Genomic DNA, 25,032 nt, shown 5'->3' with positions numbered 1-25,032 from the left:
CACCTTCGTTTCACCCACCACATCAGGGCGTGATCTTCCTGAACTTGTCCGTAAGACCGTCGAGATAGCCGACCCAGGTTGCGTTGATCGGCTGATCGTGGACCAGCGCATGAAACCGGATCATGATGCAGATCAGGAACAGCGGCTGGATGAACGCCGAGCGCAATGTCATCGCCAGCAGGGCCGCAACCAGAATGGTGACCACTGCGCCGTAGTCCCGGATCGGGTCCGGCAACACCATCGTCAGAAAGCCGGCGGGGACCAGCAACAGCAGGCACAGCAGGATGCTCAAGCTCCGCTCGACGACAACCATCCAGATCGATGTTGTCAGAATCGGCTTGGCGTTCTGGCAGTAATAGACCAGGCCGTCCTGAACATTTCGCCGGGGATCGTCGCCGCCGCGCGCCAAGTCATAGGACAACACCACCTTGTCCAGATAGCGCGTCGCCGCGGACAGAATGGTGTTGACCAGACCGACAATGGTGCTGACGCCCGGGGTCGGCAGCCATTCGCCGAGCGTATCCAGACCATTGTGAAAGGCTCTCAGGACACCGCGAACAAGCACGCTGATCCCGAACAGCGCCGCAACCTCGCCGAACCTGGCCATGACAATTCGGCGACCATAGGCGAACTGCCCCTCATTGCCGTCACCAATGCGGCCTCGCGTGATCAACTCCGTCAGCACGGCAACATGGCCGCAGGCGATCATGTGCAGCACATAGCGCAGGATGGCTCCCCAGATCCATCCGCCGGCGAGGAGAACGCCAAGCAACCAGCAGACGCCGAACATCGTGGCGACGTGCGCACCAAGCCAGACCGCGCCCCCGACGCCGATCCCGATCCAGACGACGCACGCGACCGCGAACGCCAGCAGGACGCCCCATCGCGCAAGCGCATAGGGCAAGGTCTCCACCAGCAGCCTCAGCGCCGTCGCCAGTCCATGATCGCGGACGAGCAACGGATATGCATGAGATGGTCCCTGGGATTGGTTCCCGGCGCGCCACTCGGCCGAGCCATTGCCGCGTCCGCCGCCGTCATTGGCCACACTCATCTGAGACATTGCCTTCTCTTTCGTTGCCTGACCGATCGGGACCGACACAAACCTATTGCGGGATCAGCTCGACGCGGCGATTCTTGGCGCGGCCCTCGTCGGTGACATTGCTGGCGATCGGCGCGAGCGGACCGGCGCCATGGCCCTTCAGCCGCGCTGCGTTGATCCCGTAGGTCGTGACGAGATCGGCCGCCACGGCGTCGGCGCGCGCCTGCGACAACTGCATGTTGGAATCGAATCCGCCGACATTGTCGGTATGACCGACGAGATAAACCTTGCGCGCGGGATCCTGCTTCAGGAAGGCCGCGATCTCGTCGAGCGCGGGCCGCGAGTCCGGCTTCAGCTGCGACTTGTTGAAATCAAACAGGATGCCGGACAGGATCACCTGGCCTGACGTCTCCAGCCGCTTTGCGATTTCAGTGGCCGAGACCGGGACCATGCCGTTCTTCAGCTCACCGGTCTGAATTGCATCTAGCCGCACCACGACCTGGCCCTTCTCGACCGTGACCGCCGGGTTGTAGCCATCGTCGTATTCCACGATGTAAAGCGCGATGTAGGTCTTCGCTGCGCCGTCTTCCTTCACCGCGGCGAGATAACGCGACTGGTCGGCGCTGTAGCCCACGATCTGGCCGCCCGGCCCCATACTCTCGAAGAAGCTGCCCTGCGACACGCCGAAGGCGGGGCCCTTCGCCTCATAGAGCACGCGATAGCCGGCCGACGGCAGATAGTCCTTGTAGCTGCGGAACACCTCCGCCGTGGACGCACCTTTCGGGACCGTATAGAGCAATTGCGTGAGCCGGCCCTCGAGGTCCTGCTTCGCCTCGATCTCGGCCTCGTTGGTGTGGGAATCGAAACCGGTGATCTTGCCGGTCGGCAGCGTGTCCTCGGCAAAATTCCTCGAATCGCACAGCGCGATCGCGGAATTCTGGAAGCGCATCATGCCATCGAAATCGCGGCAGCCGGCCTTGTCCGCCGCAGCAGCTCGTTGCGCGGTGAAAGCCAGCACCGCTGCGGCGGCAAGCGATGCGGCAGTGTGAACGAATTTGCGTCGATTCGAGATCATCGGGCTATCCGGTTGGTTGCTGGTCATCGTTGAAACGGTGGTCCGGTTGCCTCACGCGACGGGCACCACAGCGCCAACACCTCGGGGCTGGAAGAGGTCGTTGGCGCTGTGAGCCGGCGCGGCCGCGCCCGGGCAGCCGCTGTAACGGTCAGGGAGGAGGACCGATGCCGCGGCGTGCGATTACTGGCTTGCCGGCAGCTCCGCGTAGTTGCCGTCCTTGTCCCGCCGGTACACGACGTAGTCGATGAGGGTGATGTCGCCCTTCGGCGTGTAGGTGATGTTGCCGAGCACGGTGTCCCAGTTTCCGGCCTTGATCGTCGCTGCGACCTTCCTGGCGTCCGTGGTCTTGGCGCGGGCGACCGCCTCGCTCCAGATCTGGAACGCGGCATAGCTGTAGAGCGTGTAGCCGTCGGGATCGATGCCCTTGTCCTTGAACTTCTTGATGATCGCCGCCGCGGCCACCTTCTTGCGCGGATCAGGCGCAAAGGTGAATAGCGAGCCCTCGGCGAGCGGACCTGATATCGCCGCGAACTGCTTGTCGACCAAGGCATCGCCGCCCATCAGCACGGCATTGACCCCCTGGTCGCGCATCTGCCGCAGGATCAATGCGGACTCGGCGTAGTAGCCGCCGACATAGACCAGATCGATCTGTTCCTTCTTGAACCTGGACACCAGCGCGGTGAAGTCCTTGTCGCCCTTGTTGTAGGCTTCATAGAGCTTCTCCTTCACGCCCGCCGCGTTGATGGCGCTGCGGGTCTCGTCGGCGAGGCCTTTGCCGTAGGTCGTCTTGTCGTGGATCACAGCGACGTTCTTGGTCCTGTAGTTCTTGATGATGTAGGCGGCTGCGACCATGCCCTGCTGATCATCCCGGCCGCAGACCCGGAACGTGTTCCACAACCCGCGTTCGGTGAATTGCGGATTGGTCGAGCCTGGGGTGATCTGCAGCACGTTGCCCTCGGCATAGGCGTCGGAGGCGGGAATCGACGCCGACGAACAAAAGTGTCCGGCCACGAAGGGAATCTTCATGCCTGCCATTTTCTGCGCGACCGACACCGCCTGCTTCGGATCGCACGCGTCATCGCCAATTTCCAGCCTCAGCTTCTGGCCGAGCAAGCCACCCTTCGCGTTGATCTCGGCCACGGCCAATTCGGCGCCGTTCTTGAACTGCTGACCGAAGCTCGCCTCCGAACCGGTCATCGGTCCGACCACGGCAACACTGATATCCTCGGCGAGAGCCGCGCCTGATAGCGCGAGGCTCATGCCAAACACGAGAAAGTATCGTTGCAGCGAAAACGTCATCCTGTTCTCCTTGAAGGGTCTCGACCGCCTCAATGCGTGGCGACCGGTGACTCGTTCCGAACGGCACGATCATCCGGCGGCCGCCTTTTAGGCGCGTCGCGGATGCGAGGCTCGGACTGAGGCGACAGTGAATTGGACAAATGCGACATATGCCGACGATTTGAGTCCGTGCAATCGCGCGTGCGCGATTACGGCCGCGTCAATGGCTGGGACTGCTCCGGCTTGACGTCGGCTCCGACCGGTGCCCCCGGCTCGACGGCGCCTTTCAGCTCGACCTCGTAATAGCCGCCGACCTTGATGGCTCCCCATTGCGTCGTAACGGCCAGATTGATCCTCTGCTGCGTCGGCAGATCCGCGTCGGTGTGCCGGCGACCAAAATCACCTTCGGACACAACCTCGATATGGGACAAGTGAACGCCGTCCGCGTTCCAGAAGTCGAAGTTGATGTGCTGTCGCATCGGATTGCCGAACAGCCCCATCTCCTTGAAGGCGAGTTCGACATCGACATGGCCCGGCCCTGCCATGAACGTGTAGTACTGGCCGGGGACATCGTTAGTGATGTCAGCACGATTGACGCCCAAGCCGAGCACCGTCGGATGATGCGGATCGGTGGATTGTGCCGCCGACCGGGCGGCAAACCCGCCGACACACAGAACAAGCACCATCCCGCGCAAGGCAATCGTCCAGGATCGCTTCAAAACCGCCTCCATGCGCTAATTCTGGTTCGGAACGAAGATGACGATCTTCAGATCTCCCGTCGGCGTGAAGTTCGCGTGCCGGACCTCGAAGCGTGTCGGTCCGGTCTTCTTCACGCCTTCGGCGCAGAAACTGACAAGGTTGGTGGCCTCACCCTTGTCGACGGTCAGATGGAACTCGCCGATCGGCGCCGCCCAATTGGCGCCGGTCGAGAGCACATAGGCGATCGACCGTTCGCTAAAGGGCGGATAGGGAAGCTGCCTCGTCGCACGCGCCCGCTCGATGGTGCGGATCAAATCGTCGTCGACGCAATATGCGGCGAGAAAGCCCCGCGCGTCCGGATAATCGCGCCATTTGTCGGCGCCAATGATGGTCTGGACCGAGCCGCCGACGCTCGGACGATAAATCTGCTCGAACGTGATCTCCCGGCCGGCAGGAAAAGTCTGCGTCCAGGTGTAGGCTGAACGCAACGTCCAGGTCGGCACCAGATGGTCCTGCATCGGACCGCCGGTGCCGTAAGTCTCGATGGCACCGACGCCGAGCTTGACCAGTTCCGGCCAATTCGATTTCGGCAACTGGTCGAGGCGCTCACCTGCGGGACCCCTGATCGGCATCAGCGGAATTCCCAGCTTCCGCAACCGAGCCGACTGATCCACGCCGTTCGCCAGCGCGGTCTGCTCGAGGTGCGGCGAGACTGCCTTGCCGTCGACCGTGACGTGGAAATCAAAGATGTTCTCGGGATCATCGGTCGGGATCCCGATATTCTCGTCGCCTTCCTTTCCGACGATGTCGGGCATCGGGAAGGCGATCATGATGGTCTTGTCGGCCGCGGACGTGTTGAAGAATTTGTAGACGATCCGGACCTGCTTCTCCGAAATGAAGAGATCCTCGGCGCGCATCTCGATATCGGCGTCATGCTTGAAGCGAAGACCACCCGTCTCCAGCGCGGCGGAGGTATCGTTCGCCCGCGCGCACCAGGGCATCAAACCGACAAGCAGGACCAGAACAGCGTGTTTCGTCAACCGAGGCATCAACACTAACACTCCTCCTCACCAACGTTGCGCGGCAATCGACGCTATGCACGCCAGAATGCAGAGAGCCGTTGTTCCCGATCGAATGCGGGAAGCAGACATGACCGCAATCCTTCTTCAATAGGTACGCGCAAGGTCGAACAGGTTCGCTGCCCGGTAATCTTTCTCCCGCATGGTGCCTCTGCTCTATTTCGCGACAATCACGACCCATGCCGTATCCGGCCCGGGACGATGGACCTCGACAACTCCGAATCCGGCTTGTTTCAAGGCATTCCTGATGTCGTCGACAGCGCGAAAGCTGAAGATATCCTCGGGATATCCAAGGCGCGCCATCGCCTCGCCCGGCAAGAAGCCGAGCGCAAGCAGGCCATCCTTGCGGAGGACTCGCCTGATCTCCCTCGCGCCTTCCGGCAGTGACCTCCAGAAATAAACCGTGTTGACGCTACAAGCCTTGTGGAACTGCTCGCTCTCGAGCGGCAACGCCTCGACCTCGCCGACGCGGAACTCGGCGCGACCGTCATCGACCATGGTTCGGAATCGGGCCCGCGCCCATTCCACCACGTCCCGTGAGCGATCGACCGCCGTCACGTGGGCGGCACTTTCGAGTAACGGGGCGAGCGTGACACCGCCGCCAAAACCGATCTCGACCACCCGATCCGAAGATCCGGCACCGAGCAATTCCAGCGCAAAGCGATTCATCCGGCCATTGTACCGGTTCATCAGGCCACCAACAAAACGGCCGAAGACGCCGCGTGGGTGAGCGAGATGGCGAGCGATCAAGCGAGGCGGAGCCATGAGTTGTCCTGGGATTTTGCGACGCGCAACCGATCGCACGTGTGACTCGGTCTCCAGCGGGATGCAGGGACGATCACCCGGGAGCTGGCTTCTAAGCGCTTCGGAGGTATGAGGCTCGGACCCATGCGACAGGGACTTGGACATATGCGACATGGGTCCACGATGTGAACCGACGTTGTCTGCGACGCGAGCCGATCGGGCGTGTGACACGGCGCCCATGGCGCGGGTAAACCGATTATCGCTTTATCGCCGAGCCGCGTAAGCTTCGAATGATCAGCGCAAGTTCGCTCGCGCTGCGCTCCGCGGCGCTGTGCGGATCTCCGAAGGCGTCGCGCCGTAATGGCGGCGGAACGTGCGGTTGAAGTAGGACAGATCACCGAAGCCGGATTCGAACGCAATGGTGCCGATGGTGCTGTCGATCCGGCGCGGATCGGTCAGCAGGCGATGCGCGCGCGCCAGGCGCTGGCCAAGCACGAATTCCGAGAACGTCGAGCCGGCGTGTTCGAATAGCCTCTGGACGTGGCGCGGCGTGAGCTTCAGGCGCGCCGCGACGGCCGGAAGTGTCAGCTCGAAGCCGAGATTCTTGCTGATGTCGGCCTTGACCGCGGCGAGCCGCGCGGCCGCCAGCCCGCGGTCCTCGGCAACGACCGTGCCGTCGCGGTTCGCGCCGATGATCAGCGCCGCGAGGTCGGTCAGATGAGTGGCGACGGCAGTAGCCAGCTCCGGTGTCGCAAGCTGGTAGCCGTCGTCCAGCTCCCTGATATAGAACGCAAGCAACCGCATGGCTTCCGTGTTCGCCGGCAACGGACGTATCAGCATGTCTTCGGGATCGCGAACGAGCGATGCGAGCGCCTTGCGAGGCAGCCGGAGGCCGGCGAAGCGGCTTGGCGACGACGGAACGACCATGTTGGCGGCTTCCGCGCTCGACTGCAGCACGGCTTGACCCGGGCTGAGCTCGATGTCCCGGCCGCGCTGAGACGCGCGCGTGTTGCCGCTGGTGATGATCGTCAGAATCAGGTCGTCATTGCCGTCGAGCAGTTCGCGCGGCCTTGCGATCCGCAGGTTGCTGCATGCCCAGGATCCGATGCCGAGCCCAGGCAGCTCGCGCACATTGGCTTCGGCATGGAACGCGTCGTCGGTCAGCGGCTCCGGATCGAGCTTCACGACCATCCGCCCGATCTGCTCCCGGAAAATCGGCAAGCGGTCGCGCTCGCCCCAATCCGCGGTCGAGAACCGGAAATCAATGATATCCGGCGACTGCACTGTCATCGGGTTATCCTCATGGTGGCGGGATTGCCGCTGGGGTGCGGCTGATTTGTGGCGGTCAACCAACGCTTCGTTGCAAACACTTCATCGGATGTGTCTCGCGCAGTTGGTGCAATGTTCAGCGGGAACTCGTAGTCAGCCGACAGCTACCCCGCCGCGGCAAAAACCGTGTGGCAAGTGACGTGAAGATGTGCCCGCAAGACATGGCCGCCATGCTTTTGGAACCGCAGGGGCGCCATCCCGCACGGGTTCCCGCCCTGCGTGGAGCAACGGCGAGGTTTGCACCTCGCCGTCCCCGCTGCACTCTATATCGGATCGAAAGCGCGGATCGGCGGCAGATTGCCGTTGAAGCGCTCCACCTCGACCGTGGTGAGCTGACCGGTGCAGCCCTGCGCGAAGGATGAGGTGCCGATGTCGCGCGTCAGCACATTCGGATTGCCGTGGACACAGAGCGGAGCCTCGTCCTCGGGATCCATCGGGTCGTACCAGGCGCCGGTCGGAAGCTGCACGATCCCCGGCGCGATGCCGTCGGTGACATGCACCGCGGCAAGGCAGGCGCCGCGCGCGTTGAACAGACGGATGATATCGCCATCGGCGATGCCGCGGGCAACAGCGTCACGCGGGTTCATGCGCGCGACCTCACGGCCGCGATGCTTGGCTTGGAGCGAATGTCCGCCGAAGTCGAGCTGGCTGTGGAGCCGCGTGGTTGGCTGGTTCGCGATCAGGAAGAACGGCGAGCCTGGCTCGGGGACATCGGTCTTCTCGAGCCAAACCGGATGCCCCGGACAATCCGCATCGCCATGATCGGCGATCTTCTTGGAGGCAATCTCGATGCGCCCGCTCGGCGTCGGCAGCGGCCGGGCGACCGGGTCCTCGCGAAAGCGGCGCAGCGAGCCGCCGTCGTCGAGATGTTGCGGCACGATCAGGCTGCCGCTTTGCCAGAACTCCTCGAAGCTTGGCGCAGCCAGGCCCTGCGCGGCGAGCGAGGCGCGGGTCGGCTCGTAGAGACGCATCAGCCATTGCCGCGCCGTGCGGCCTTCGGTGAAGGCCTCGCGGGCACCGAGACGCTCGGCGAGATCGGCGAAGATATCATAGTCATCGCGCGCGAGACCGAACGGCTCGGCGATCCGGTGCATCGCGACCATCAGCGGATCGTTGGAGGAATAGCCGATGTCCTCGCGCTCGAGCGTCATGGTCGCGGGCAGGACGATGTCGGCATGGCGGGCCGTGGCGGTCCAGGCGAGCTCATGCACCACCAGCGTGTCGAGTTTGGCGAAGGCCTTGCGCAGGCGGTTGAGGTCCTGGTGATGGTGGAACGGATTTCCGCCCGCCCAGTAGACGAGGCGGATGTCCGGATAGGTGCGCGTCTCGCCATTGTAGCGATAGGTCGTGCCGGGATTGAGCAGCATGTCGGCGATGCGCGCCACCGGAATGAAGTCGGCGACACCGTTGCGTCCCTGCCCGAGCGTCGGCCCCGGCACCGCGTTGACGCGCCGGCCGTAATAGCCGATCGCACCGAGCGAGTAGGCGTAACCGCCGCCGGGAAGGCCGATCTGGCCGAGCGCCGCCGCCAGCACCATGCCCATCCACACCGGCTGCTCGCCATGTTCGGCACGCTGCAGCGAGTGGGAGACGGTGATGAGTGCCCGCCGCCCGGCGAGGCGACGCGCGAGCTTGCGGATGGTGTCGGCGTCGATGCCGCAGATCGATGCGGCCCATTCGGCATCCTTCGGCTGGCCGTCGGCCTCGCCGTCGAGATAGCGCAGGAACACCGGCCAGCCTTCGGTGTAGCGGTCGAGGAAGGCCTGATCGTGCAGACCTTCGCTGACCAGCGAATGGACGATGCCGAGCATCAAGGCCGTGTCGGTCCCGGGCACGGCCGTCATCCATTCGGCGCCGGCCTCCGCGGGCAGATCGTCACGCAGCGGACTGACAAGGATGAACTCGCAGCCGCGCCGGTGCGCCGCCTCCATGGCGCCGCGCTCGATATGTTTGCTGATCGAACCACCGGCCACCATGGAGTTCTTCAACGCCATGCCGCCGAACGCCAGCACGATCTCGCTCTCGGCCGCGATCTGCTCCCACGTGACGTTGCGCTTGGTGATGTCCTCGTAACCCGTCAGGATCTGCGGCAGCAGCACCGATGACGCGCCTGAGGAATAGGAGTTCACCGAGCGCACATAGCCGCCCATCGCGAAGTTGAGGAAACGATGAACCTGGCTTTGGGCGTGATGGAAGCGGCCCGCGCTGGACCAGCCATAGGAGCCACCGAACACCGCACCGGGGCCGCGTGTGTCACGGATCCGCGTCAGCTCACCGGCGAGCAGATCCAGCGCCTGCTCCCAGCTGACCGAGACGAATTCGTCGCGGCCGCGGCGGTCGTCGGGTCCAGCACCGCGTTCGAGCCAGCCGCGACGGATCGCAGGCCGAGCGATGCGCACCTGATGGCGTAACGCGGCGGGGAAGTTGCCGATGATGCCGCTCGGATCGGGATCGCCCGCATACGACCGGACTTCGAGACCGTCCCCGCGGAGGCGCGCCGAGAACACACCCCAATGCGACGTGTGCGGCTTGAAGCCGTCGGACAGGTCGAGGCCGGGATCGGGGGCGCCAATTGTCTCACTCATCGAGTCTTCCTTCATCCGCAGGCCGGCGGCCGGGCCGCGCCTGTCGCAACGCTTGGGTCAATCTTTGGACCAGTATAATGATCCCAGCGGCGATGTCGCCGGGTTCAGGGTTGCCGGAAACGCAGGACGCCACGCGCAAATATCGAAAACAACCCCATGCAAAGTAGCCGGCGGCGGCCGGCGTTCGACAAGGCAACTTGACACGTCGGGCAACTCACCGATATTCTTCCAATATTCCGAAATCGTGCAAACGCCGCCCGCAACCGCGGGCTCGCCGGTCACGATCGCGGCCAAACCCTCACTGACAATTGAAATCGCACCGGCTCGCCGCGGCGAACAATCGCCTGCGCGCGTGGTCCGGCGCATGCCAGGGACACCAGACATGAACACCGCACATGAAATCACCGTGCCGATGACGGCCGCCGCAACCGACCAGACCCAGTCCGCCACAGCCCCGCGCATAAAACTCTCGTCGCGCGGTTTCCGCATCGACCATCCCGATCCGCAGCTCGGCGAACAGCTCATGGCTGATATCCTGGGTGTCGCCGATCGCGACGCGATGGAGGGCATCCTGCGGCAATTGGTGAAGGCCAGCGTGAGCGGCGGGAGGCCCAACGCGGTCAACCTCTCCTTCATGATCTCGATGGTGAAGAGCATTCGCCCGCGGGATGCCGTCGAGGCCATGCTGGTGGCGCAGATGGTTTCGGTTCATGTGATGGCGATGCGATGCGCCCATCACCTCGCGCATGCGAACGACCTCGCCCAGCACGACAGCGCCGCGCGCGCATTGGGCCGGCTCGCCCGCACCTTTCCCGCGCAGATCGATGCGCTCAACCGCTACCGGAGCCAAGGCACACGACCTGGCGAGCCGGCCTTCACCGTGCAGAACGTGAAGGTGGAGGACGGCGGCAACGCCATTGTCGGCAACGTCACCCAGCATGCGAACGTGATCGTATCCGACCAGACCCCGGCACAAGCGGCGCGGAAGCCGCCGAAGACCGCGGGCGCCAGGCGACGGCGCGATTCCGCCGATGCCGAGCGACAAGCCCAGGCGTGAGCGATCACATCAGACAGACCGGCCCGATGCTGGCGAGCCCGCGTTGCGGCGCCAAAACCCGCACCGCGCGCGCGTGCCGCGCGCCGGCGGTGCACGGCAAGACGCGCTGCCGCATGCACGGCGGCGCACCGGGATCCGGCGCGCCAAGGGCCAACCGGAACGCGCGCAAGCACGGCCTGTTCACCGGGGATGCGATCGCCGAGCGAAGGCAGATTCGGGCGTTGTTGGGGGAGGCGCGGAGGCTGCTGGAGGGGATGAAGTGATTAGTTACGGTGACGACGATATTTGAGTGCACTGTCACCGTAGTTCCTGCTGGTCAGCTCGTCCTAAAATAGTTCCATGCCGGATCGGCGGCTTAGGGTCGCAGCGGAAATCGCTAGCGAAGCGGCCCGCCCCATGGTTCTTGTCGCCCGCGGACCAGCGCTGGCTGTAGTCCAATAGCCGCTGTGCACGGCGTGCGGAAAGGAGGAGCAGATGCTGATCAATTTCACGATCAACATCACCATCAACCATAAGGGTTGACGGGACTTGGAGTCGGATAGACCCCATTTAGGTCATTGATTCCTTTAGATACTATTCAGAGAGGCCGTCCTTCGGGCGGCCCTTTCATTTGCGGCCTTACTCATCGTTCTTCATTCGTTCTTATGGCGATCTACCGCCAATTCAGAGCGAACCATGCCAACACTCGACTATCTCCGCTCGGAGATCGAGCGCATGCGCGTGCAGGCTGGCCGCCAGCGCAAGGATATCTTGCCTTCCAACGAGCCGGTATCCCGACCAACTCGGTTGAGGAGCTGCTTCGGCGGTGTTGCGCAGGACGCCGTCATGAGCGATCTGCCTAGAGTAGTCAGCTTACCAATAGAACGAAGGGAGGAGCCAAATGAGTAGCAAAAAGGAAATCGTCCCATGGGGCTCCGCAATTGCTGGCGATGTGCTGAGCGTTTTTCAAGTTCCTGGCGGCGGCTTCCTTGGCAAGCTCGGGGACAAGTATCTAGAGCGGAAGCAGAAAGAAGCCGCCGAAATCTTGATCGACGAGTTGAGAAAAGGGTCAACTGAGCCTGCCGACATTTCCGAGCACGAAGTTGATCCCCTTATCGAAATTATTTATCGCTTCTCCAAGGCCGTTGCTGACGGCGCAGCCCGGAAGAATTTGAAGCTGCTTGCTCAGATAATTGCAGGACTGAAACGTAACAAAGCTTTGGATCCTGATGAATTTCGAAGGTGGGCTTCTATCTTGGAGCAGATGACTAGAGATGAACTGATGCTGATCGGAAAGGCGATTGCCCTCTCGCGAAAGATAAATGAAGCGGGCGATAAGCCATCGTTCGACTTCTTTTCCATCCTCCAGGAGGAAATGAAAGCTGCCGGCTACGGAAAGGAAGTTTCGTCGTTGTATGCGTCGGTAAGCCGAACTGGACTGTTGGTCCCAGTAAGTGCATTTGGCGGCCTAAACTACACTCCGTCACCTTGGCTGGATGAGCTTGGCCGATTGGCGAGCATTGAGGACGTTCTGAAGCCAGAGAGTTGAACGATAGCTAATACGGAGCTTCCACCTTCGGCTTCTTACTCCGGCTGCTCCAATCCTTTTTCGAAGTATATGCGGCGAAACAGATTTATCACCTTCGCTGTGTACGCGGTGATGTTATCAGAAGCATCCTGCAACCGTTCTCGAGTGCTTGTGGCGCTCATCATCTCAAACTTGCCTTCGCCGGTGCGCTCATACATCAGCAACTGAAATTGATGATTCCCTATTCTATCGACTTCGAGATTAGCCCACCCGTGCGCCATGTATTTTCTGATGTCATCAAAATCTGCCAAAGCGTCGCAGACTTCTTCTAGTTCCCCTCTATAGGTCTCGTAACCTTTGAGTTGAGCGATGCGTTTTGTAGCCTTCAGGCGCGCCGCTATCGGATAGGGAAATTTCAGCTCCAGTTTCACGGCGATATCAGCCAGCAGAAACTCGACCTGAGAGTAGGACGTTATGATGCGGCCTCGAAGATAGATGATGTCATCAACCAGCTTCTTCTGCTCGTCTGTGACTTCATCCGAATTGAGAGGCTTGTCGATCATTTCGAGAGGCCCTTAGACCTTCTTGCGTTGGGGGAAGCGCGGAAGATGTTGGAGTGAATGAAGTGATTGACGGATCACGCTCGGATCACCTCTCAGCGCGCATATATTAGTGCAGTGTTACCGTAACCACGGGACATTTTCCAGCACGAGAGCGCGCGCTTCCAGGCGCTCGGCATCGCCCGTGCCGCCGTCAACGGCTACACCTACAGGGACATTCGCGACAAGGGCACCAGGAGCTTGCCAGTCAAGACAGACTAGGATTCGGAAGAGCCCGGATCAATATCAAGCTCGCCTTTGAGTGACAGTTCTACAACGAACGGGATGTCACCAAACGTCTCGCCCATACCCTTGGCAGCCGGGAGATTGGCTACGCTGGGACTGGTGATGCGAGGATCCCCGATTGGACAACGAAAGAGTTCAAGAAAAAAACGGTACGTTGTCCAGTTGCACAGATAACGAACGCTGAATACTGTCGTTGCGCCAGCCACACGGGTAGCCGCGCCGCAGCGAATGCCGTTAGTACCGTAGTTGAGCACAAAGGCAGCGGGAGTAATGCTGAGCAATTTGTTGCATTGGTCGATAAGGCCCTGACGTTTCGAGGCTGACCAATCATAGTCCGCGTCTGCTTTCTTGGCTTGGACCAACACACCCTTCGAGTACCTTTGCGTTGGAGTATCCATCGACACATGGATCAGCATATCGGCGCCGGTACGACTCTCCTCGGCGGCTTTCCCTCTTCGGTGCCGCACTACTGACGCCCCGAGCGTCATACCGCCTAGCTGGGTGTCGTGAAAAAGCGTGTTTAAGCTGCCAACAAACGCTCCGGTCACGTCGTCTTCGTCGTACACGTATTTTCGATTGAAGGTATCTGTCGTGATCTTCGCCGCACGTTCGGCCTGTTTGGCAGCGAGCTTTGTTACTTCCTTGAAAGTAGCTAGCGGTCGCCTTCTAGCGATCGTCCCGATTGGCATTCCCACCCCCGTGGCGTTACAACGTCTCTAGCATCCGTACCATGTGAGGCATGTTACACGCTATACGAGCTTCTCAAAGGCGCTCGCACAGCACGTAATGTCGGGTAATATGGGCGGCTGCTAGGAGCCACGGGTCCGCGTCTAGGACGAAGCTCGACGCAGCCAAGCAGCGTAAGTTCGACGTGTGGCGCGCGAGGCTTTGGACAGCCGATTAGGTATCCAGCATATCCCATTCGTAGCCGAGCACCCACCGGATGACCGACTGCTTCCCCGTTAACATTCCCCATTCGAAGTCTGTGTACGGCCCGAGATTCTTCTTTCCGAACCGCCTCTCAACCTCCTTAGCCGCCTTGACCGCTCCTTTCCAAATATCACTTTGTATCGGACGATATTCGCCGCGCTTTAATGGTGTGTCGGTATCTTCCTTCCTTACGAGCTTGACTTTCCTTTTGCGGATGCTGTCGGCGCGCATTTGATGATGGTCGTACCATCGGGTTACGGTGACATTGCACTAATCTATTTATACGCGCAGGTGAGAAGTCATCCGAGCGTGACCCGCCCGACACGTGTCGAGCCGAAACCGCGATTGAGATCGATCGCAGCGACGACCGATATTTGAGTGCACCGCCATCGCAATTCGAATCGACGACCCAAAAAGCACCCGTCAACTCACTGATTTCAGACGTCTTTTCGTTAATGGAATCTCAGTCAGAAAGTGCTATATTTTCGATATGGATAAGGTAGCCGCCTCCTCGACCGCAGAGCTCATCCGGACCCTTGCCCGGACGTTCCACGTGTCTTATTCTGAGGGTCCAAACGACCGTCTGGCCCATCATATCTCGCGCCTGGCCGGGGATACGGTCGAACTGGACGAGATCGAGCGGTTGCTCATTGGCCTGGTGCGCGCGGAGCGGATTACCCGCCCGGAAATGATCCTTCTTCAGGCCCGCTATCTGCGTGAAGCCAGCCGTGACGTTTGATCCGTTCGGCGACTTCGAAGCGCGCGGATACCTACGCAATATTGCCCAAGAGAAAGATCCCGCGATCGTAAGGAGGCTCGAACATGCCTCCTTCACGACCGGGATAGACGACGCGTTCGCGGCGCTCCAGAAAAAGAGGGTCCTGACCTACGCGGACGTACTGACCACGCACAAGATCCTCTTCGAAGCCATGTATCCGTGGGCCGGGCAGGACCGCCTTCAAACGGCGCCGAACATCGCCGTCAGCCGGGGCGGCGTTTTGTTCGCACATCCCAAGTCCATCCAAAACGCAATCGAGCACGCCCTGAAGCTCGGCAACGATCCCAAGACCATGCGCGAGAAGCCCGGCGAGGTCATGGGCTATCTGGCCCACGGCCATCCCTTTCTGGATGGCAATGGCCGCACGATCATGGTTGTTCACTCCATACTGGCTCAACGCGCCGGCTTCAGCATCGATTGGGCCTCCACCGACAAGACCGCCTACCTTCAAGCGCTCACGAAAGAGCTCGACGACCCTGGCAAAGGCATCCTCGACAAATATCTCGAGCCTTACATCCGCCCGGCGGTGAGCGATCTCAAAGAACACATCGCGGCAGCCAAGGGGCTCGATGGAGGCAGGGGCGAGACGGACACCGTTCGCGGAAGCAACGACGATCCGGCGATACAAGCCGAGTACAAACAGCAGCAGCTCAAACGCGACGCGCAAAGCAAGAGCGCTTGATCATTGGGCCTTTGAGCCAACGAATGTTACTTCGCGCGGCTCGGCTAGATCGACTACACGTGTTGCGGTGACGGTATATATGCGCACATGTGAGCGGTCATCCAGCCGAACGCGCACCGCGCTACGGTTGAGACGACAGCGCCGAATCCGGCAGCGGCGCGAATTGCATGTCTGCGAGCGCAGATCCGGCGTATGCGCTGGCGATCAGGATCATGATCCGGACGACGACGAACATGGTGCCCCCTGTTGTTCTGGTGTTTGTCTCCAGATGCCAGAGACTCCTTGCCAGCCGATGAGGAAAGCTGGTTGCCGGCGTCTTGAGCGGATTGGTGAGCAAAGGGTTATCGGCCGCATTCACCAGGCGGGAACCGTATCGAACGATCGCTCGCTGCACTGAACGCGGTGTTCACCGCCGCGATGGCATCGTCGCCTCAATCAAGAAGGCGCAATCAGCGATGCCCATTTTCAGGACTTTTCTTGCCGCCGTGGCGGCATGACTTGCTTTTCTTTATGTCTACGATGCCTGTTCGCGCATTGCAGGCCCCGCAGCGCTGGTCGCAGCCGAGATCATTGCGCACCGGTGGCCCGCCCCGGACGAATTCCGCTCAGCCGCTTACTTCAGTTCCGGGGCCTCCGTCGACGCGACGCCGGCAGCGCGCGTTAGGGAAACATTTGCGATGTTCATCCCCCGAGACGAAAGGCGCCCGAATGCGACGGTGCAGCCTCTGAAGGCATCAGCCCGGCCGCAGGGATAGCGCCCGGCGGGATCGCCGCGATCGATGTGGGGTGACAGTGTACTTAACTTCCATTCTCACTCCCCCTCATCGGCCGTGAACTCCAATCGGCACGTTGCCCATGACTGCCGCCAAAGCGAGGATCGCGGGCTCATCGCCGCTGGCTGCAAGTTGCAGCTGTATCTCGGCAGCATATGCAGCATGTGTGGTGAGGCACGCTCGCGCCGCCTGGCCGAACGCAGTTCCAACCGCTGCTTTCTGAGCAGCGTTAGCACTCGGCAACAGCCCGATGATAGGCTGGAGAGTTCCCGGATTGGCTACCGCCAGGTCTCTCAAGGCGGCTATCATTCCAGGCCCACCGTTTGGATTGTCCTTCAATATCCGGGCGGGGTCGGCCAAAAATTTACCGATAACGGGCTGATCGATCTGCGCAAGGCAAGCCGCGAAAGCAAAATCCCCCGTCATGCACGTCAGCGCAAATGCAAGAGCCATTGCGACGCCGAGCCGGGATTGAAAACAGCGGCGCTCCATAACAGCCTCCATGAGCTCTGAAAACAATGTCAGGCAGAATCTGTACCAGCTACATACGTGCCGGGATTTGTCCGATCAACCTAAACTCCGGGACGAGTATTGTCGATTAGTTGCCATTGGCACGCCGCTCCAGCACCGAAATCGCCAACAACAGCAGATTGTCGCTTTCCTGGTTCGCCCGCACTCAAATCGGAAGTGCGGCGTCTTGCCACTGGTATCTCATCAGGATACGAAAGCCTTGCAAGACGTATCACGGTAGGATACGTATTGCCCGTGATCAGGACCTTCAAGGGGAAATTTGCCGAGCCGATCCTTCAGGGCCGTATGGTCCCGAAGGGTTTCCCGGCAAATCTCGCCCGGGCAGCCCGCCGAAAACTGATCATGGTGGACTCCGCCGACCTTCTCGAGGCCCTGAACTCGCCCGGCAACCGCCTTGAAGCTCTCAAGCGCGATTTGGCGGGCAAGCACGCGATCCGCATCAATAATCAATGGCGGATCGTGTTCCGGTGGACCGACGCGGGTCCAGAAGACGTGGAGATAGTGGACTAACACTAGCCCGGATCGGCCGAATGCAGCTACTGAACAGGAGATCGCAAATGGCAAAGAAGCTTCCGCCGATCCATCCCGGCGAAATCCTGCGGGAGGAATTTCTCGTTCCGCTCAAGCTGACACCTTACGCAGTCGCGGCCGCGCTGAACGTGCCGCGCACCCGGATCGAACGCATCGCCCGCGAAGAAAAGCCCATTACCGCCGACACCGCGCTAAGGCTCGGCAAGTTTTTCAAGACCGGCGCTGCGTTCTGGATGAACATGCAGGCGCGCTTCGATCTCGAAACGGCCGAAGACGTGCTCGCGCCGCAGATCAAGAAGATCGCGTCTTACGAGGCCGCGTGAGCGCTGCGCAAATCGCGCGTGCCGCGTGTCTTGTACCCGAGGTTACCAGAGTTACGCTGACAGTGTGCTTAATTTCCATTCTCGAAATAGTCCGCGCGCGGCATTGCCGCGCTGGGTGACGCGGTGCGACTCGTCGAGCATGACGCCAACCGAAAGGCAGGGTGCACTTTACCCCCTCCGGCTCAGGACAATCCCGTTCTCAGCCGGAGCCGGTCTTCGAGCCAGTCGAATATCACTTCATTGGCCAGCGTGGGGTTATCAAGATGGCCTTGCATCGCCGCCGTTTCAGCGCGCCGAAACAGGATCAGGCTGGCATCGTGATGAATGTTGCCCAGCTTGTTGCCAAATTCGGTCAGGGCGCCTGGAAGCAGCCAGCCGCCTTCACCCGCGGTGACAAGCAGCGGGCAATCGATGCTCCGTGAGATCGAGTTGCACTCTTCCAGACACCCTGTCTGCTCATGCCCTGCTGCATGTCGGAAAAAGAAACTTCGCTCGTGCGAGTCCCAAATTCCGGCGTCACAGACCGCCGCGGCAAATCGGGCGTCGCTTGCGGCCGCCCGGGCGACCAGGGAGGAGCTCCAGGCGTCCGCCACGATGGCGATCCGGGTGTTATCGACACCGGGCTTCTCTGAAAGAAAGTCCAGGACGCGGCTCATGGCGGTTTCGAATCTTTGGCCGAGTCGTTCCGGCGGCAAGGCCACCTGAGTGCCCAGCAGATCCACCGCGAGAAGCGAGAGCCCGCGCTCGTTGGCGTGACCGGCGTACTTCGCGATCAACTCTTCCTTGTAGGACCCGGGCTCGCCAATGCAGACGATGACCGGCCCGTTGTCGCGGAAGGCTGACGGCAGATAGTAGGCCTGAAGGCATACGTCTTCGGTCCAGGGAATCGAAAGCACCTCGCCGGCGGGAACCCGGCTCTTCAGGAAGTTGGTTGCACATCGCCGCATGCCGTCGACGGCGCATGTCAGCAGATCATCAAGAGACTCAAGAGGCCTTGCGGCCGCGTGAAAGTAGGTCATGGCCCGGAGCCAGTTCCGGCGAGCCGTGATCAGGTTGCCGTTCTGGAACGAAAGTTCGGCTCTCGCCTCGTTCAGCTCAGCGGTTTTGATCCACTCCTCCGACCACGAGCTCTCCGAAGCAAGGTTGATCCTGCTCAACGTCAGCCAGCATTCGGAAACGGTCGCGCCTCCCTCCTGCGCGGCAGCCAGAAGCCGGATGAACTCCGCGGACAGATCCTCGCGATCCGGCCAGCAAGGCCAGCCCTTGTCATCGAACTCGACGCTACTTGACGAGGCGCCTCGCGCCCCACAGCGACCGTGCATATTTCGTCAACTCGTTCGCTTCCCGGAAGAGAAGCTGGTCATGTTATCTTACGGCCAGCCAACGATTTCGCGTGAGCCGGGCCCAGGTCTTTGCCTGCCTGTAGTAGCGATAGCTGCAGCTTGCGGCGGCGACGAGGCCCGGCCATGGCGGGGCAGAGATGCGTTGCGCTCATGCATGTGCGGGTGTGTAGATTGTTGCTGACGCAACCGCCTTCCGTGCGGAAACTCGGCAGCATTCAGGAAAACGCGTTTCTAGATTTTGCTAACCTGGAGTTGGCGCCAGCTTGCTCACAGAATCGCGAGACCGAAGACGTCGGCGGTCACTCGACTGTGACTCAGCGAGAGGGTCAGCGTCGGCAATGTCCCGGCACGGCACGAGGCAACACGCAATGCCACGCAGCCCTTCGATGCAATCGCTTTCGGCAGGCTACCTAACGCGTGTGCTGGATCAGGCGCGCTCAACCGGGATTTGAATCCTCTCGAACATGAAGGATCGTTAATGGTTGCCGCCGACCTCGAGAGCCGGCGCAGCAAGCGGATGGACCCGGGAAGCTCCGGCGTTGCGCAATCTGTTGGCCGCGGTCGCCGGCTCTTCCAACCGCCCGCTTGCGCTATTTGAAGGGGACGATGTCACTGTCCTTGACCAGATAGCTTTGCAGCGCCAGCGCGCGATCGCTGGACCTGATGAATCGCTCGACGAGATCGAGAAAGATCGAGAATTCCGAATCGCTCATGCAATCCAGCCAGACGTCGTTGACCCTTGATTGCATGGGCGCGAGTGAGTCCAAGAGCGCGCAGCCGCATGGTGTGACGGTCAGCCTGGTACGGCGCCGATCACCCAGATCCCCTGCTTTCTCGACCAGTCCAAGTTCGGTCAAATGTTGGATCGCTTTGGCGACACCCGCGCTGGTCAAACGGAGATGCTCTGCGATGGTTACGGGGAAGACATCGCCTCTGCTCTCGAGATGACGGATCGTGGTCAAAATCATGTACTGCATGCCGGCGATGCCGACACGTTCTGCATAACCCTGGATCAGGTCATGGTGGCGCGATGACAAGGAATGCAAGCAGCCCGTCAGGCGCTGGAGCTCCGGGCCGGCTGCTTTCGCAACGCGATCGCCGCGAGGCGCGGCGCGCAACGCCGGCGAGATATTGGCCGTCGCGGGTTTACGGCTGCGGCGTGATTTTGCAGTTGCCTTCGGCATACCGAGCGACGCTTCCTGATCGGGGCCAGTCGCATTTACATGATATAGTCACATAACAAAAATAAATTTCTGTCCATGGTTGATCCGGGCTGCCTTGCGGCGTCGCCATCACCATCCGTGGCCGAACCCAATGAAAAACCTCCGGCAGGGCATTGCCGGAGGTTTTGGAGGTTAGTTCATCAAGACGTTTGAGGTCTCCTCACTGGTGTCGGCGGCAAAGCCAACAGCCGTTTATACATTATCCAATTACATTAGTTAATCACATAATGGAGACTTGTTTCAACAAAAACCCCGACGGTTTTCCCGCCGGGGCTCTGTTAGATCGTGATCAGATCAACCGGTATTACCAGTTGCGCTGAGCGCGGAGCAGCAGGCTGACGCCATCCTGGTCCTTCAGCTGGTACACTGCAGCCGGCTTGCCGATCGAGGCGCTGCCGGGATAGGTGATCGTGCCGGCGTACTTCTGATCCAGATGCTGCCAGGTCAGGTCTGCCGTGAAGGTCAGGTTCTTGACCGGGGTCCACTGGGTCTGAGTACCGAGCTGCGCGATGTTGTAGTCGGGGTTGCAGGAGGTCAGGCCAGCGGTGCCGAAGACAGCGCCGAACGAACCACCCACACCGGTGCCGGTCGGGCCGCAGATGTAGGACTTCGACGTGCTGTTATACATGATGCCGGCGTAGGCACCGTAGATGCTGGTGTTCCAGTAGGGGTTCCAGTTGTGGACGTATGCACCACGCATACCCCAGGTCGAGACCAGCTGCTGCGAGCCACCGGTCACGAACACGCTGTCCGGAGCAACGCCGAGGCCAATGCTCTGGTAAGCGCCAGCCACGCTGGTGCCACCGAACATCTGGGTTGAACCAGCGTACGACAGGTCGTTGATGTTGTAACGGGTTGCACCGTTGGTATAGACACCCTGGATGTTGATGGTGTCGCCAGGTCCGGTCGGGATGTTCTTGATCGACAAGGCCAACGCACCGGCCCAGCCCCACTTGTCGTCCGGATGACCGGTGACTTCGGTGGCGCCGTAGTAGGCCGCGTGGTTGTCATGCGCCACGAACGACGCCTGGAACAGACCCCAGGCCTGGTCGACGCGGAGCGCTGCGATCAGGTCCGGAGCAATCGTGCCGGCATAGTCGCTCGCGCCATAAGCGCCGAGAGTGCCGGTACCGAGCGCACCGAGATTCTGCACGCCGGCCTGGCTGTACGCCGTCCCATCCTGCGCCGACAGAGACAGCGACACGCCGTTGCCGAACTGTGCGGTGTAGGTGAACTGGTTCACACCGGTGACGAAGCCGGCGCCGCCGACGAGACCGTCGAAGTTGTTGCCCGGATAGTTGGTCCACGGAGCCGAGAACTGCGACACCGCCTTGCCCATGGTGAAACCGGCGAACTGGATGAAGGCCAGGTAGACGCCCATTGAACCGCCGGCGACGTTACCAGAACTCGCGTTGTTCGGCGCAGACGACGTGCCGATCGGCGCGTAGACGGTCGAGCCTGCGGCGGCGCCCGCTCCGTAGGAGTCCGACGTCCAGCTGAAGGTCGCATCGAAATAGGTGCGGACCACGCCGTATTCGGTCGCGGTGCGCGTATCGATGTCGAAGTCTTCACGAGAGCGCCAGGTGTAGCCGTTGGTGAAACGGTTCTGGGCGCCGCCGGCGCCAGCGAACGGACCAGAGAAGTCCGAGTTGGTGTTCGCCAGAACGTCGGCACGCAGGTAGCCGCTCAGCTTGATGCAGGTGTCGGTGCCCGGGATGTAGTAGAAGCCGGGACCATACAGCGAGCAAACCTTCACGTACTCAACCGCCTTGGCCTTGACGGGAAGGTCGGCCGCCTGAGCTCCGCTGATCGCAACGAGAGCCGCCGCCGAGCCGAACAAAAGGCCCTTTACCATCTTCATGTTATCCTCCAAGTGATGCCTTGCGCTGTTGGCAAAGCGACAAAAGAACCCCCTCCCGAAAGCCGCTGCCCCGCAGCGATTTTCAAGATTCTAGTGGTCAACTCGGCCACTGCAGGCGTGAGACGGTGGGTGCCCCCCTCCGCCACCGCTCGACTATGCATTAGCCTTTCACATGTTCAACTTATATTAGTTAGTCATTCTATGGTTTGGGCCGCCATGTGTCATTCATGCAACGCCTGGGTGTGAACATTTTCGCCAACCCAGCTTCAAAACGAATTGGATATCTGTGAAGATGACTTTTTCGTAAGGAAGGCCATGACCGAGCGCAAATCGACCGACAAACTGCAGGACGCGGCCGAGCGATTGGCCTGGGAGATCGTGTCGACCAGCACTCGCCTCGACGAATTGCGCGGCATCTGGGCCAAGATGATCGGAATCACCGGTCCTCAATGGATGATCATGATGGTCCTGGCGAACGTCGAGGATCGCGCCGTCGGCCTGCCTGTTGGGGCTGTTTCGAGAGCACTGCGCGTCGATCAGTCGTTTGTGGTGACGCAGTCCAAATTGCTCGAAAAGAAGAACCTTCTGCGCCGAAAAAGCTCGACCGAGGATGCCCGCGTCGTCAACCTGTCGCTGACCGACCACGCCCACAAGCAAATGGCCAATCTGTCATCGCAGCGTAAGGAATTGAACGAGTTCGTCTATGCGGATCTCGATCTCAAGGAGCTGCTCCAACTGACCGGCAAGATGAACACCATCAAGACCCGCCTGGAAAAAGCAATATTGAGGATCTCGGTCGACCTTTAAGGACGGCCATTCCACCTCACGCCTTCACGCTCGCATCGATCAGCAGCTTCGCCACCGCGAACGCCGATTGCGCCGGCCCCTCTTCCGACTGCTGGCCGGTGACGTAGATGCCTTCGATCAGCAACAGCAGGGCGTCGCCGAGCATGGCGGGATGACGCGCGCCCATCGCGGCGGCGAGCTCGCGCAGGCGCTTGCGAAAGACTTTCTTGTGGGCTTCGGCGACCTGCCGCGCAGGATTGTCCCGCGCCGGATATTCCACGGTGGCGTTGCTGAGGCCGCAGCCGCGATAGCCCTTGCACACGGCGCGCGCGGACAGCTCACGAATATAGGCGAGCACGTGCTCACGCGCATCATGATAGGATTTTCCGTTTGGCTTCTCGAAATTCTCCCAGAAGTTCAGGTCGTAGTCGCGCATATAGGCGGCCGCGAGATCGTCCTTGGACGCGAAGCTGCGATAGAGGCTCGGCTTGGTGACGCCGGCCCGGTCGACCACCTCGTCGACGCCGACAGCGCGGATGCCCTCGCGATAGAACAGCTCGCTCGCGGAAGCACGGATCCGGTCGGCGGCCCGCGCCGGACGTCCCACAGACGGTGCGACGGTTTTCTTCATGATGCTCTCCGAATCCTCCCGCGGCACGCTTGACAATGTTACTTACCGGTACGTATACATTCCGCATCGCAATACGTACCGGTAAGTAACATGCCAAATTCCCCACTTCAACCCACCTCCCTACAACCCGCCCCCGTGTCGAGACGCCCGTTCGGCCAGAAATACGCCTTCGTCGTCGTCGCCGTGATCTTCCTGGCGCTGCTGTCCTCGGCGGGCCTGCGCGCCACGCCGGGCGTGCTGATGCTGCCGCTGCAACAGGCCTTCGGCTGGAACGTCGGCGTGATCTCATCGTCGGCTGCGATCGGCATCTTCCTCTATGGCCTCGCGGGTCCGTTCGCCGCGGCCGTCATGCAGCGCTTCGGCATCCGCCGCACGGTGCTGGGCGCGCTCGCGCTGATGTCGGCGTCAACAGGCGCCAGCTATTTCATGACCGCGCCGTGGCAATTGTTCCTGACATGGGGACTGCTCTCCGGCATCGGCTCGGGCGCGGTCGCCAACGTGCTCGGCGCCACCATCGTCAATCGCTGGTTCACCACCAATCGCGGGCTCGTCATGGGGCTGCTGACGGCGAGCACCGCGACCGGCACGCTGATATTCATGCCGGGCCTCGCGGCGCTGGTGGAATGGGGCGGCTGGAAGCCGGTGGTCCTGACGGTGGCCGCGTGCTGCGCGGCGCTGATTCCGCTGGTGTATGTTCTGGTGCCCGAGCGGCCCGCCTCGGTCGGGTTGCGCTCGTTCGGCAGCCCGCACGACGATCATCCCGCGCCGAAGGCTGAGGGCAATCCGTTCACATCAGCGTTCTTAAACCTCGCGCGCGCCGCGAAGACGCGGACGTTCTGGTTCCTGTTCGCCACCTTCTTCATCTGCGGCTTCACCACCAACGGCCTCGTCGGCACCCATCTGATCGCGTTCTGCGGCGACCATGGCATCGTCGAGGTGCAGGCGGCGAGCCTGCTCGCGTTGATGGGATTCTTCGACCTGTTCGGCACCACCTTGTCGGGCTGGCTTACCGACCGTTTCGATCCGCGCAAGTTGCTGTTCCTGTATTACGGACTGCGGGGCCTGTCGCTGATCTACCTGCCCTATTCGGATTTCTCGCTGGTCAGCCTGTCGGTGTTCGCGGTGTTCTATGGTCTCGACTGGATCGCGACCGTGCCGCCGACCGTGCGCATCGCCAACGAAGCGTTCGGCGACAAGAACGCGCCGCTGGTGTTCGGCTGGGTGGTCGCCGGCCATCAGCTCGGCGCCGCCTGCGCCGCGCTGTTCGCCGGCTTCATGCGCTCCGCCCAGGGCGATTATCTGCAGGCCTTCATGATCGCAGGCCTGACCGGCATCCTCGCGGCCGTGCTGTCGCTGATGATCGGCCGGCGGCCAACGCAACCGGTGCTCGCCGCGGCGTGAGG

At 61.3% G+C, this 25,032-nt stretch carries 26 protein-coding genes; 9 read left to right on the top strand and 17 right to left on the bottom strand.

Features of this window, described 5'->3' with window-relative positions; all coding sequences use genetic code 11:
- Nucleotides 1–22: 22 nt before the first annotated feature.
- The 8 genes from UP09_RS15570 to UP09_RS15535 form a co-directional block, all read right to left on the bottom strand.
- The gene (locus UP09_RS15570) at nucleotides 23–1,060 is read right to left on the bottom strand and encodes a hypothetical protein (RefSeq protein WP_156164616.1); all 1,038 of its coding nucleotides are present in this window, start codon (nucleotides 1,058–1,060) and stop codon (nucleotides 23–25) included.
- A 43-nt stretch (nucleotides 1,061–1,103) separates the two neighbouring features.
- On the bottom strand, nucleotides 1,104–2,114 hold the full coding sequence (locus UP09_RS15565) for an OmpA family protein (protein WP_197082674.1): 1,011 nt from the start codon (nucleotides 2,112–2,114) through the stop codon (nucleotides 1,104–1,106).
- 180 nt (nucleotides 2,115–2,294) lie between these two features.
- On the bottom strand, nucleotides 2,295–3,413 hold the full coding sequence (locus UP09_RS15560; RefSeq protein WP_044539044.1) for a branched-chain amino acid ABC transporter substrate-binding protein: 1,119 nt from the start codon (nucleotides 3,411–3,413) through the stop codon (nucleotides 2,295–2,297).
- A 188-nt stretch (nucleotides 3,414–3,601) separates the two neighbouring features.
- Complete coding sequence (locus tag UP09_RS15555) at nucleotides 3,602–4,111, bottom strand: hypothetical protein (RefSeq protein ID WP_156164615.1); 510 nt, start codon at nucleotides 4,109–4,111, stop codon at nucleotides 3,602–3,604.
- A gap of 15 nt (nucleotides 4,112–4,126) precedes the next feature.
- Entirely contained in the window at nucleotides 4,127–5,140 is a 1,014-nt protein-coding gene (locus UP09_RS15550) for a DUF4424 domain-containing protein (protein ID WP_044539042.1), read from the bottom strand.
- 186 nt (nucleotides 5,141–5,326) lie between these two features.
- A complete protein-coding gene (locus tag UP09_RS38120; protein WP_210166769.1) occupies nucleotides 5,327–5,935 on the bottom strand; it encodes a class I SAM-dependent methyltransferase in 609 nt (202 codons plus the stop codon).
- A gap of 273 nt (nucleotides 5,936–6,208) precedes the next feature.
- Entirely contained in the window at nucleotides 6,209–7,204 is a 996-nt protein-coding gene (locus UP09_RS15540; RefSeq protein WP_044539040.1) for an AraC family transcriptional regulator, read from the bottom strand.
- Nucleotides 7,205–7,506: 302 nt separating this feature from the next.
- Complete coding sequence (locus tag UP09_RS15535; RefSeq protein ID WP_044539039.1) at nucleotides 7,507–9,828, bottom strand: molybdopterin guanine dinucleotide-containing S/N-oxide reductase; 2,322 nt, start codon at nucleotides 9,826–9,828, stop codon at nucleotides 7,507–7,509.
- Nucleotides 9,829–10,210: 382 nt separating this feature from the next.
- Here UP09_RS15535 and UP09_RS15530 point away from each other — a divergent pair, with 382 nt between their 5' ends.
- The 3 genes from UP09_RS15530 to UP09_RS15520 all read left to right on the top strand — a co-directional run bounded on the left by UP09_RS15530 (nucleotide 10,211) and on the right by UP09_RS15520 (nucleotide 12,413).
- Nucleotides 10,211–10,885, top strand: a complete 675-nt coding sequence (locus UP09_RS15530; RefSeq protein WP_044539212.1) for a hypothetical protein — start codon at nucleotides 10,211–10,213, stop codon at nucleotides 10,883–10,885.
- Nucleotides 10,882–11,148 carry an HGGxSTG domain-containing protein gene (locus UP09_RS15525; RefSeq protein ID WP_245301971.1) on the top strand — a complete coding sequence of 89 codons (267 nt, stop codon included), beginning with the start codon at nucleotides 10,882–10,884 and terminating at the stop codon, nucleotides 11,146–11,148. The genes UP09_RS15530 and UP09_RS15525 overlap by 4 nt, the downstream gene beginning before the upstream one ends.
- Before the next feature lie 617 nt (nucleotides 11,149–11,765).
- Nucleotides 11,766–12,413 (top strand): hypothetical protein, encoded by a 648-nt coding sequence (locus UP09_RS15520; protein WP_044539038.1) that lies wholly within the window; start codon nucleotides 11,766–11,768, stop codon nucleotides 12,411–12,413.
- A gap of 35 nt (nucleotides 12,414–12,448) precedes the next feature.
- On the opposite strand, the gene UP09_RS15515 is transcribed toward UP09_RS15520, so the two are convergent.
- The 3 genes from UP09_RS15515 to UP09_RS38115 form a co-directional block, all read right to left on the bottom strand.
- The gene (locus tag UP09_RS15515) at nucleotides 12,449–12,955 is read right to left on the bottom strand and encodes a hypothetical protein (protein WP_044539037.1); all 507 of its coding nucleotides are present in this window, start codon (nucleotides 12,953–12,955) and stop codon (nucleotides 12,449–12,451) included.
- A 254-nt stretch (nucleotides 12,956–13,209) separates the two neighbouring features.
- The gene (locus tag UP09_RS15510; protein WP_052833108.1) at nucleotides 13,210–13,926 is read right to left on the bottom strand and encodes a hypothetical protein; all 717 of its coding nucleotides are present in this window, start codon (nucleotides 13,924–13,926) and stop codon (nucleotides 13,210–13,212) included.
- A 211-nt stretch (nucleotides 13,927–14,137) separates the two neighbouring features.
- Nucleotides 14,138–14,398 (bottom strand): hypothetical protein, encoded by a 261-nt coding sequence (locus tag UP09_RS38115; protein WP_044539036.1) that lies wholly within the window; start codon nucleotides 14,396–14,398, stop codon nucleotides 14,138–14,140.
- A gap of 322 nt (nucleotides 14,399–14,720) precedes the next feature.
- On the opposite strand from UP09_RS38115, the gene UP09_RS15500 reads away from it, so the two are divergent.
- Both UP09_RS15500 and UP09_RS15495 read left to right on the top strand, forming a co-directional pair.
- Nucleotides 14,721–14,906 carry a hypothetical protein gene (locus UP09_RS15500; protein WP_245301970.1) on the top strand — a complete coding sequence of 62 codons (186 nt, stop codon included), beginning with the start codon at nucleotides 14,721–14,723 and terminating at the stop codon, nucleotides 14,904–14,906.
- Nucleotides 14,896–15,627, top strand: coding sequence for a Fic/DOC family protein (locus UP09_RS15495; protein ID WP_044539209.1), 732 nt, complete (start codon nucleotides 14,896–14,898; stop codon nucleotides 15,625–15,627). The genes UP09_RS15500 and UP09_RS15495 overlap by 11 nt, the downstream gene beginning before the upstream one ends.
- Before the next feature lie 121 nt (nucleotides 15,628–15,748).
- Here UP09_RS15495 and UP09_RS37640 read toward each other — a convergent pair whose 3' ends face one another.
- Both UP09_RS37640 and UP09_RS15490 read right to left on the bottom strand, forming a co-directional pair.
- Nucleotides 15,749–15,985, bottom strand: a complete 237-nt coding sequence (locus tag UP09_RS37640) for a hypothetical protein (protein ID WP_156164614.1) — start codon at nucleotides 15,983–15,985, stop codon at nucleotides 15,749–15,751.
- A 463-nt stretch (nucleotides 15,986–16,448) separates the two neighbouring features.
- A complete protein-coding gene (locus UP09_RS15490) occupies nucleotides 16,449–16,892 on the bottom strand; it encodes a hypothetical protein (protein ID WP_156164613.1) in 444 nt (147 codons plus the stop codon).
- Nucleotides 16,893–17,165: 273 nt separating this feature from the next.
- Here UP09_RS15490 and UP09_RS15485 point away from each other — a divergent pair, with 273 nt between their 5' ends.
- Nucleotides 17,166–17,441 (top strand): type II toxin-antitoxin system RelE/ParE family toxin, encoded by a 276-nt coding sequence (locus UP09_RS15485; protein ID WP_044539207.1) that lies wholly within the window; start codon nucleotides 17,166–17,168, stop codon nucleotides 17,439–17,441.
- 47 nt (nucleotides 17,442–17,488) lie between these two features.
- A complete protein-coding gene (locus UP09_RS15480; protein WP_044539033.1) occupies nucleotides 17,489–17,785 on the top strand; it encodes a HigA family addiction module antitoxin in 297 nt (98 codons plus the stop codon).
- 182 nt (nucleotides 17,786–17,967) lie between these two features.
- Here the strand turns inward: UP09_RS15480 and UP09_RS15475 are convergent, their stop codons facing one another.
- The 3 genes from UP09_RS15475 to UP09_RS15465 form a co-directional block, all read right to left on the bottom strand.
- On the bottom strand, nucleotides 17,968–19,107 hold the full coding sequence (locus tag UP09_RS15475; protein ID WP_052833106.1) for an alpha/beta hydrolase family protein: 1,140 nt from the start codon (nucleotides 19,105–19,107) through the stop codon (nucleotides 17,968–17,970).
- Between the two features lie 611 nt (nucleotides 19,108–19,718).
- Entirely contained in the window at nucleotides 19,719–20,312 is a 594-nt protein-coding gene (locus UP09_RS15470) for a MarR family winged helix-turn-helix transcriptional regulator (RefSeq protein ID WP_044539032.1), read from the bottom strand.
- A 343-nt stretch (nucleotides 20,313–20,655) separates the two neighbouring features.
- The gene (locus UP09_RS15465) at nucleotides 20,656–22,212 is read right to left on the bottom strand and encodes a porin (protein WP_044539031.1); all 1,557 of its coding nucleotides are present in this window, start codon (nucleotides 22,210–22,212) and stop codon (nucleotides 20,656–20,658) included.
- Nucleotides 22,213–22,527: 315 nt separating this feature from the next.
- Between UP09_RS15465 and UP09_RS15460 the strand changes: the two genes are divergently transcribed.
- Nucleotides 22,528–23,019 (top strand): MarR family winged helix-turn-helix transcriptional regulator, encoded by a 492-nt coding sequence (locus tag UP09_RS15460; RefSeq protein WP_044539030.1) that lies wholly within the window; start codon nucleotides 22,528–22,530, stop codon nucleotides 23,017–23,019.
- 16 nt (nucleotides 23,020–23,035) lie between these two features.
- Here the strand turns inward: UP09_RS15460 and UP09_RS15455 are convergent, their stop codons facing one another.
- Nucleotides 23,036–23,629 carry a TetR/AcrR family transcriptional regulator gene (locus tag UP09_RS15455; protein ID WP_044539029.1) on the bottom strand — a complete coding sequence of 198 codons (594 nt, stop codon included), beginning with the start codon at nucleotides 23,627–23,629 and terminating at the stop codon, nucleotides 23,036–23,038.
- A gap of 90 nt (nucleotides 23,630–23,719) precedes the next feature.
- Here UP09_RS15455 and UP09_RS15450 point away from each other — a divergent pair, with 90 nt between their 5' ends.
- The gene (locus UP09_RS15450) at nucleotides 23,720–25,030 is read left to right on the top strand and encodes an MFS transporter (protein ID WP_044539028.1); all 1,311 of its coding nucleotides are present in this window, start codon (nucleotides 23,720–23,722) and stop codon (nucleotides 25,028–25,030) included.
- Nucleotides 25,031–25,032 lie beyond the last annotated feature (2 nt).

The sequence above is a fragment of the Bradyrhizobium sp. LTSP885 genome, assembly GCF_000938305.1.
Classification (GTDB): domain Bacteria; phylum Pseudomonadota; class Alphaproteobacteria; order Rhizobiales; family Xanthobacteraceae; genus Bradyrhizobium.
The sequence above is the reverse complement of the archived record's forward strand: the minus strand, read 5'-3'. Positions and strand labels throughout refer to the sequence as shown.

Excerpts from the sequence above, each read along its gene's own strand:
- UP09_RS15570 (WP_156164616.1), bottom strand. The coding sequence starts at position 1,060 with ATGTCTCAGATGAGTGTGGCCAATGACGGCGGCGGACGCGGCAATGGC.
- UP09_RS15565 (WP_197082674.1), bottom strand. The coding sequence starts at position 2,114 with ATGATCTCGAATCGACGCAAATTCGTTCACACTGCCGCATCGCTTGCC.
- UP09_RS15560 (WP_044539044.1), bottom strand. The coding sequence starts at position 3,413 with ATGACGTTTTCGCTGCAACGATACTTTCTCGTGTTTGGCATGAGCCTC.
- UP09_RS15550 (WP_044539042.1), bottom strand. The coding sequence starts at position 5,140 with ATGCCTCGGTTGACGAAACACGCTGTTCTGGTCCTGCTTGTCGGTTTG.
- UP09_RS38120 (WP_210166769.1), bottom strand. The coding sequence starts at position 5,935 with ATGGCTCCGCCTCGCTTGATCGCTCGCCATCTCGCTCACCCACGCGGC.
- UP09_RS15540 (WP_044539040.1), bottom strand. The coding sequence starts at position 7,204 with ATGACAGTGCAGTCGCCGGATATCATTGATTTCCGGTTCTCGACCGCG.
- UP09_RS15535 (WP_044539039.1), bottom strand. The coding sequence starts at position 9,828 with ATGAGTGAGACAATTGGCGCCCCCGATCCCGGCCTCGACCTGTCCGAC.
- UP09_RS15530 (WP_044539212.1), top strand. The coding sequence starts at position 10,211 with ATGAACACCGCACATGAAATCACCGTGCCGATGACGGCCGCCGCAACC.
- UP09_RS15520 (WP_044539038.1), top strand. The coding sequence starts at position 11,766 with ATGAGTAGCAAAAAGGAAATCGTCCCATGGGGCTCCGCAATTGCTGGC.
- UP09_RS15515 (WP_044539037.1), bottom strand. The coding sequence starts at position 12,955 with ATGATCGACAAGCCTCTCAATTCGGATGAAGTCACAGACGAGCAGAAG.
- UP09_RS15510 (WP_052833108.1), bottom strand. The coding sequence starts at position 13,926 with ATGCCAATCGGGACGATCGCTAGAAGGCGACCGCTAGCTACTTTCAAG.
- UP09_RS38115 (WP_044539036.1), bottom strand. The coding sequence starts at position 14,398 with ATGCGCGCCGACAGCATCCGCAAAAGGAAAGTCAAGCTCGTAAGGAAG.
- UP09_RS15490 (WP_156164613.1), bottom strand. The coding sequence starts at position 16,892 with ATGGAGCGCCGCTGTTTTCAATCCCGGCTCGGCGTCGCAATGGCTCTT.
- UP09_RS15480 (WP_044539033.1), top strand. The coding sequence starts at position 17,489 with ATGGCAAAGAAGCTTCCGCCGATCCATCCCGGCGAAATCCTGCGGGAG.
- UP09_RS15475 (WP_052833106.1), bottom strand. The coding sequence starts at position 19,107 with ATGCACGGTCGCTGTGGGGCGCGAGGCGCCTCGTCAAGTAGCGTCGAG.
- UP09_RS15470 (WP_044539032.1), bottom strand. The coding sequence starts at position 20,312 with ATGCCGAAGGCAACTGCAAAATCACGCCGCAGCCGTAAACCCGCGACG.
- UP09_RS15465 (WP_044539031.1), bottom strand. The coding sequence starts at position 22,212 with ATGAAGATGGTAAAGGGCCTTTTGTTCGGCTCGGCGGCGGCTCTCGTT.
- UP09_RS15460 (WP_044539030.1), top strand. The coding sequence starts at position 22,528 with ATGACCGAGCGCAAATCGACCGACAAACTGCAGGACGCGGCCGAGCGA.
- UP09_RS15455 (WP_044539029.1), bottom strand. The coding sequence starts at position 23,629 with ATGAAGAAAACCGTCGCACCGTCTGTGGGACGTCCGGCGCGGGCCGCC.
- UP09_RS15450 (WP_044539028.1), top strand. The coding sequence starts at position 23,720 with ATGCCAAATTCCCCACTTCAACCCACCTCCCTACAACCCGCCCCCGTG.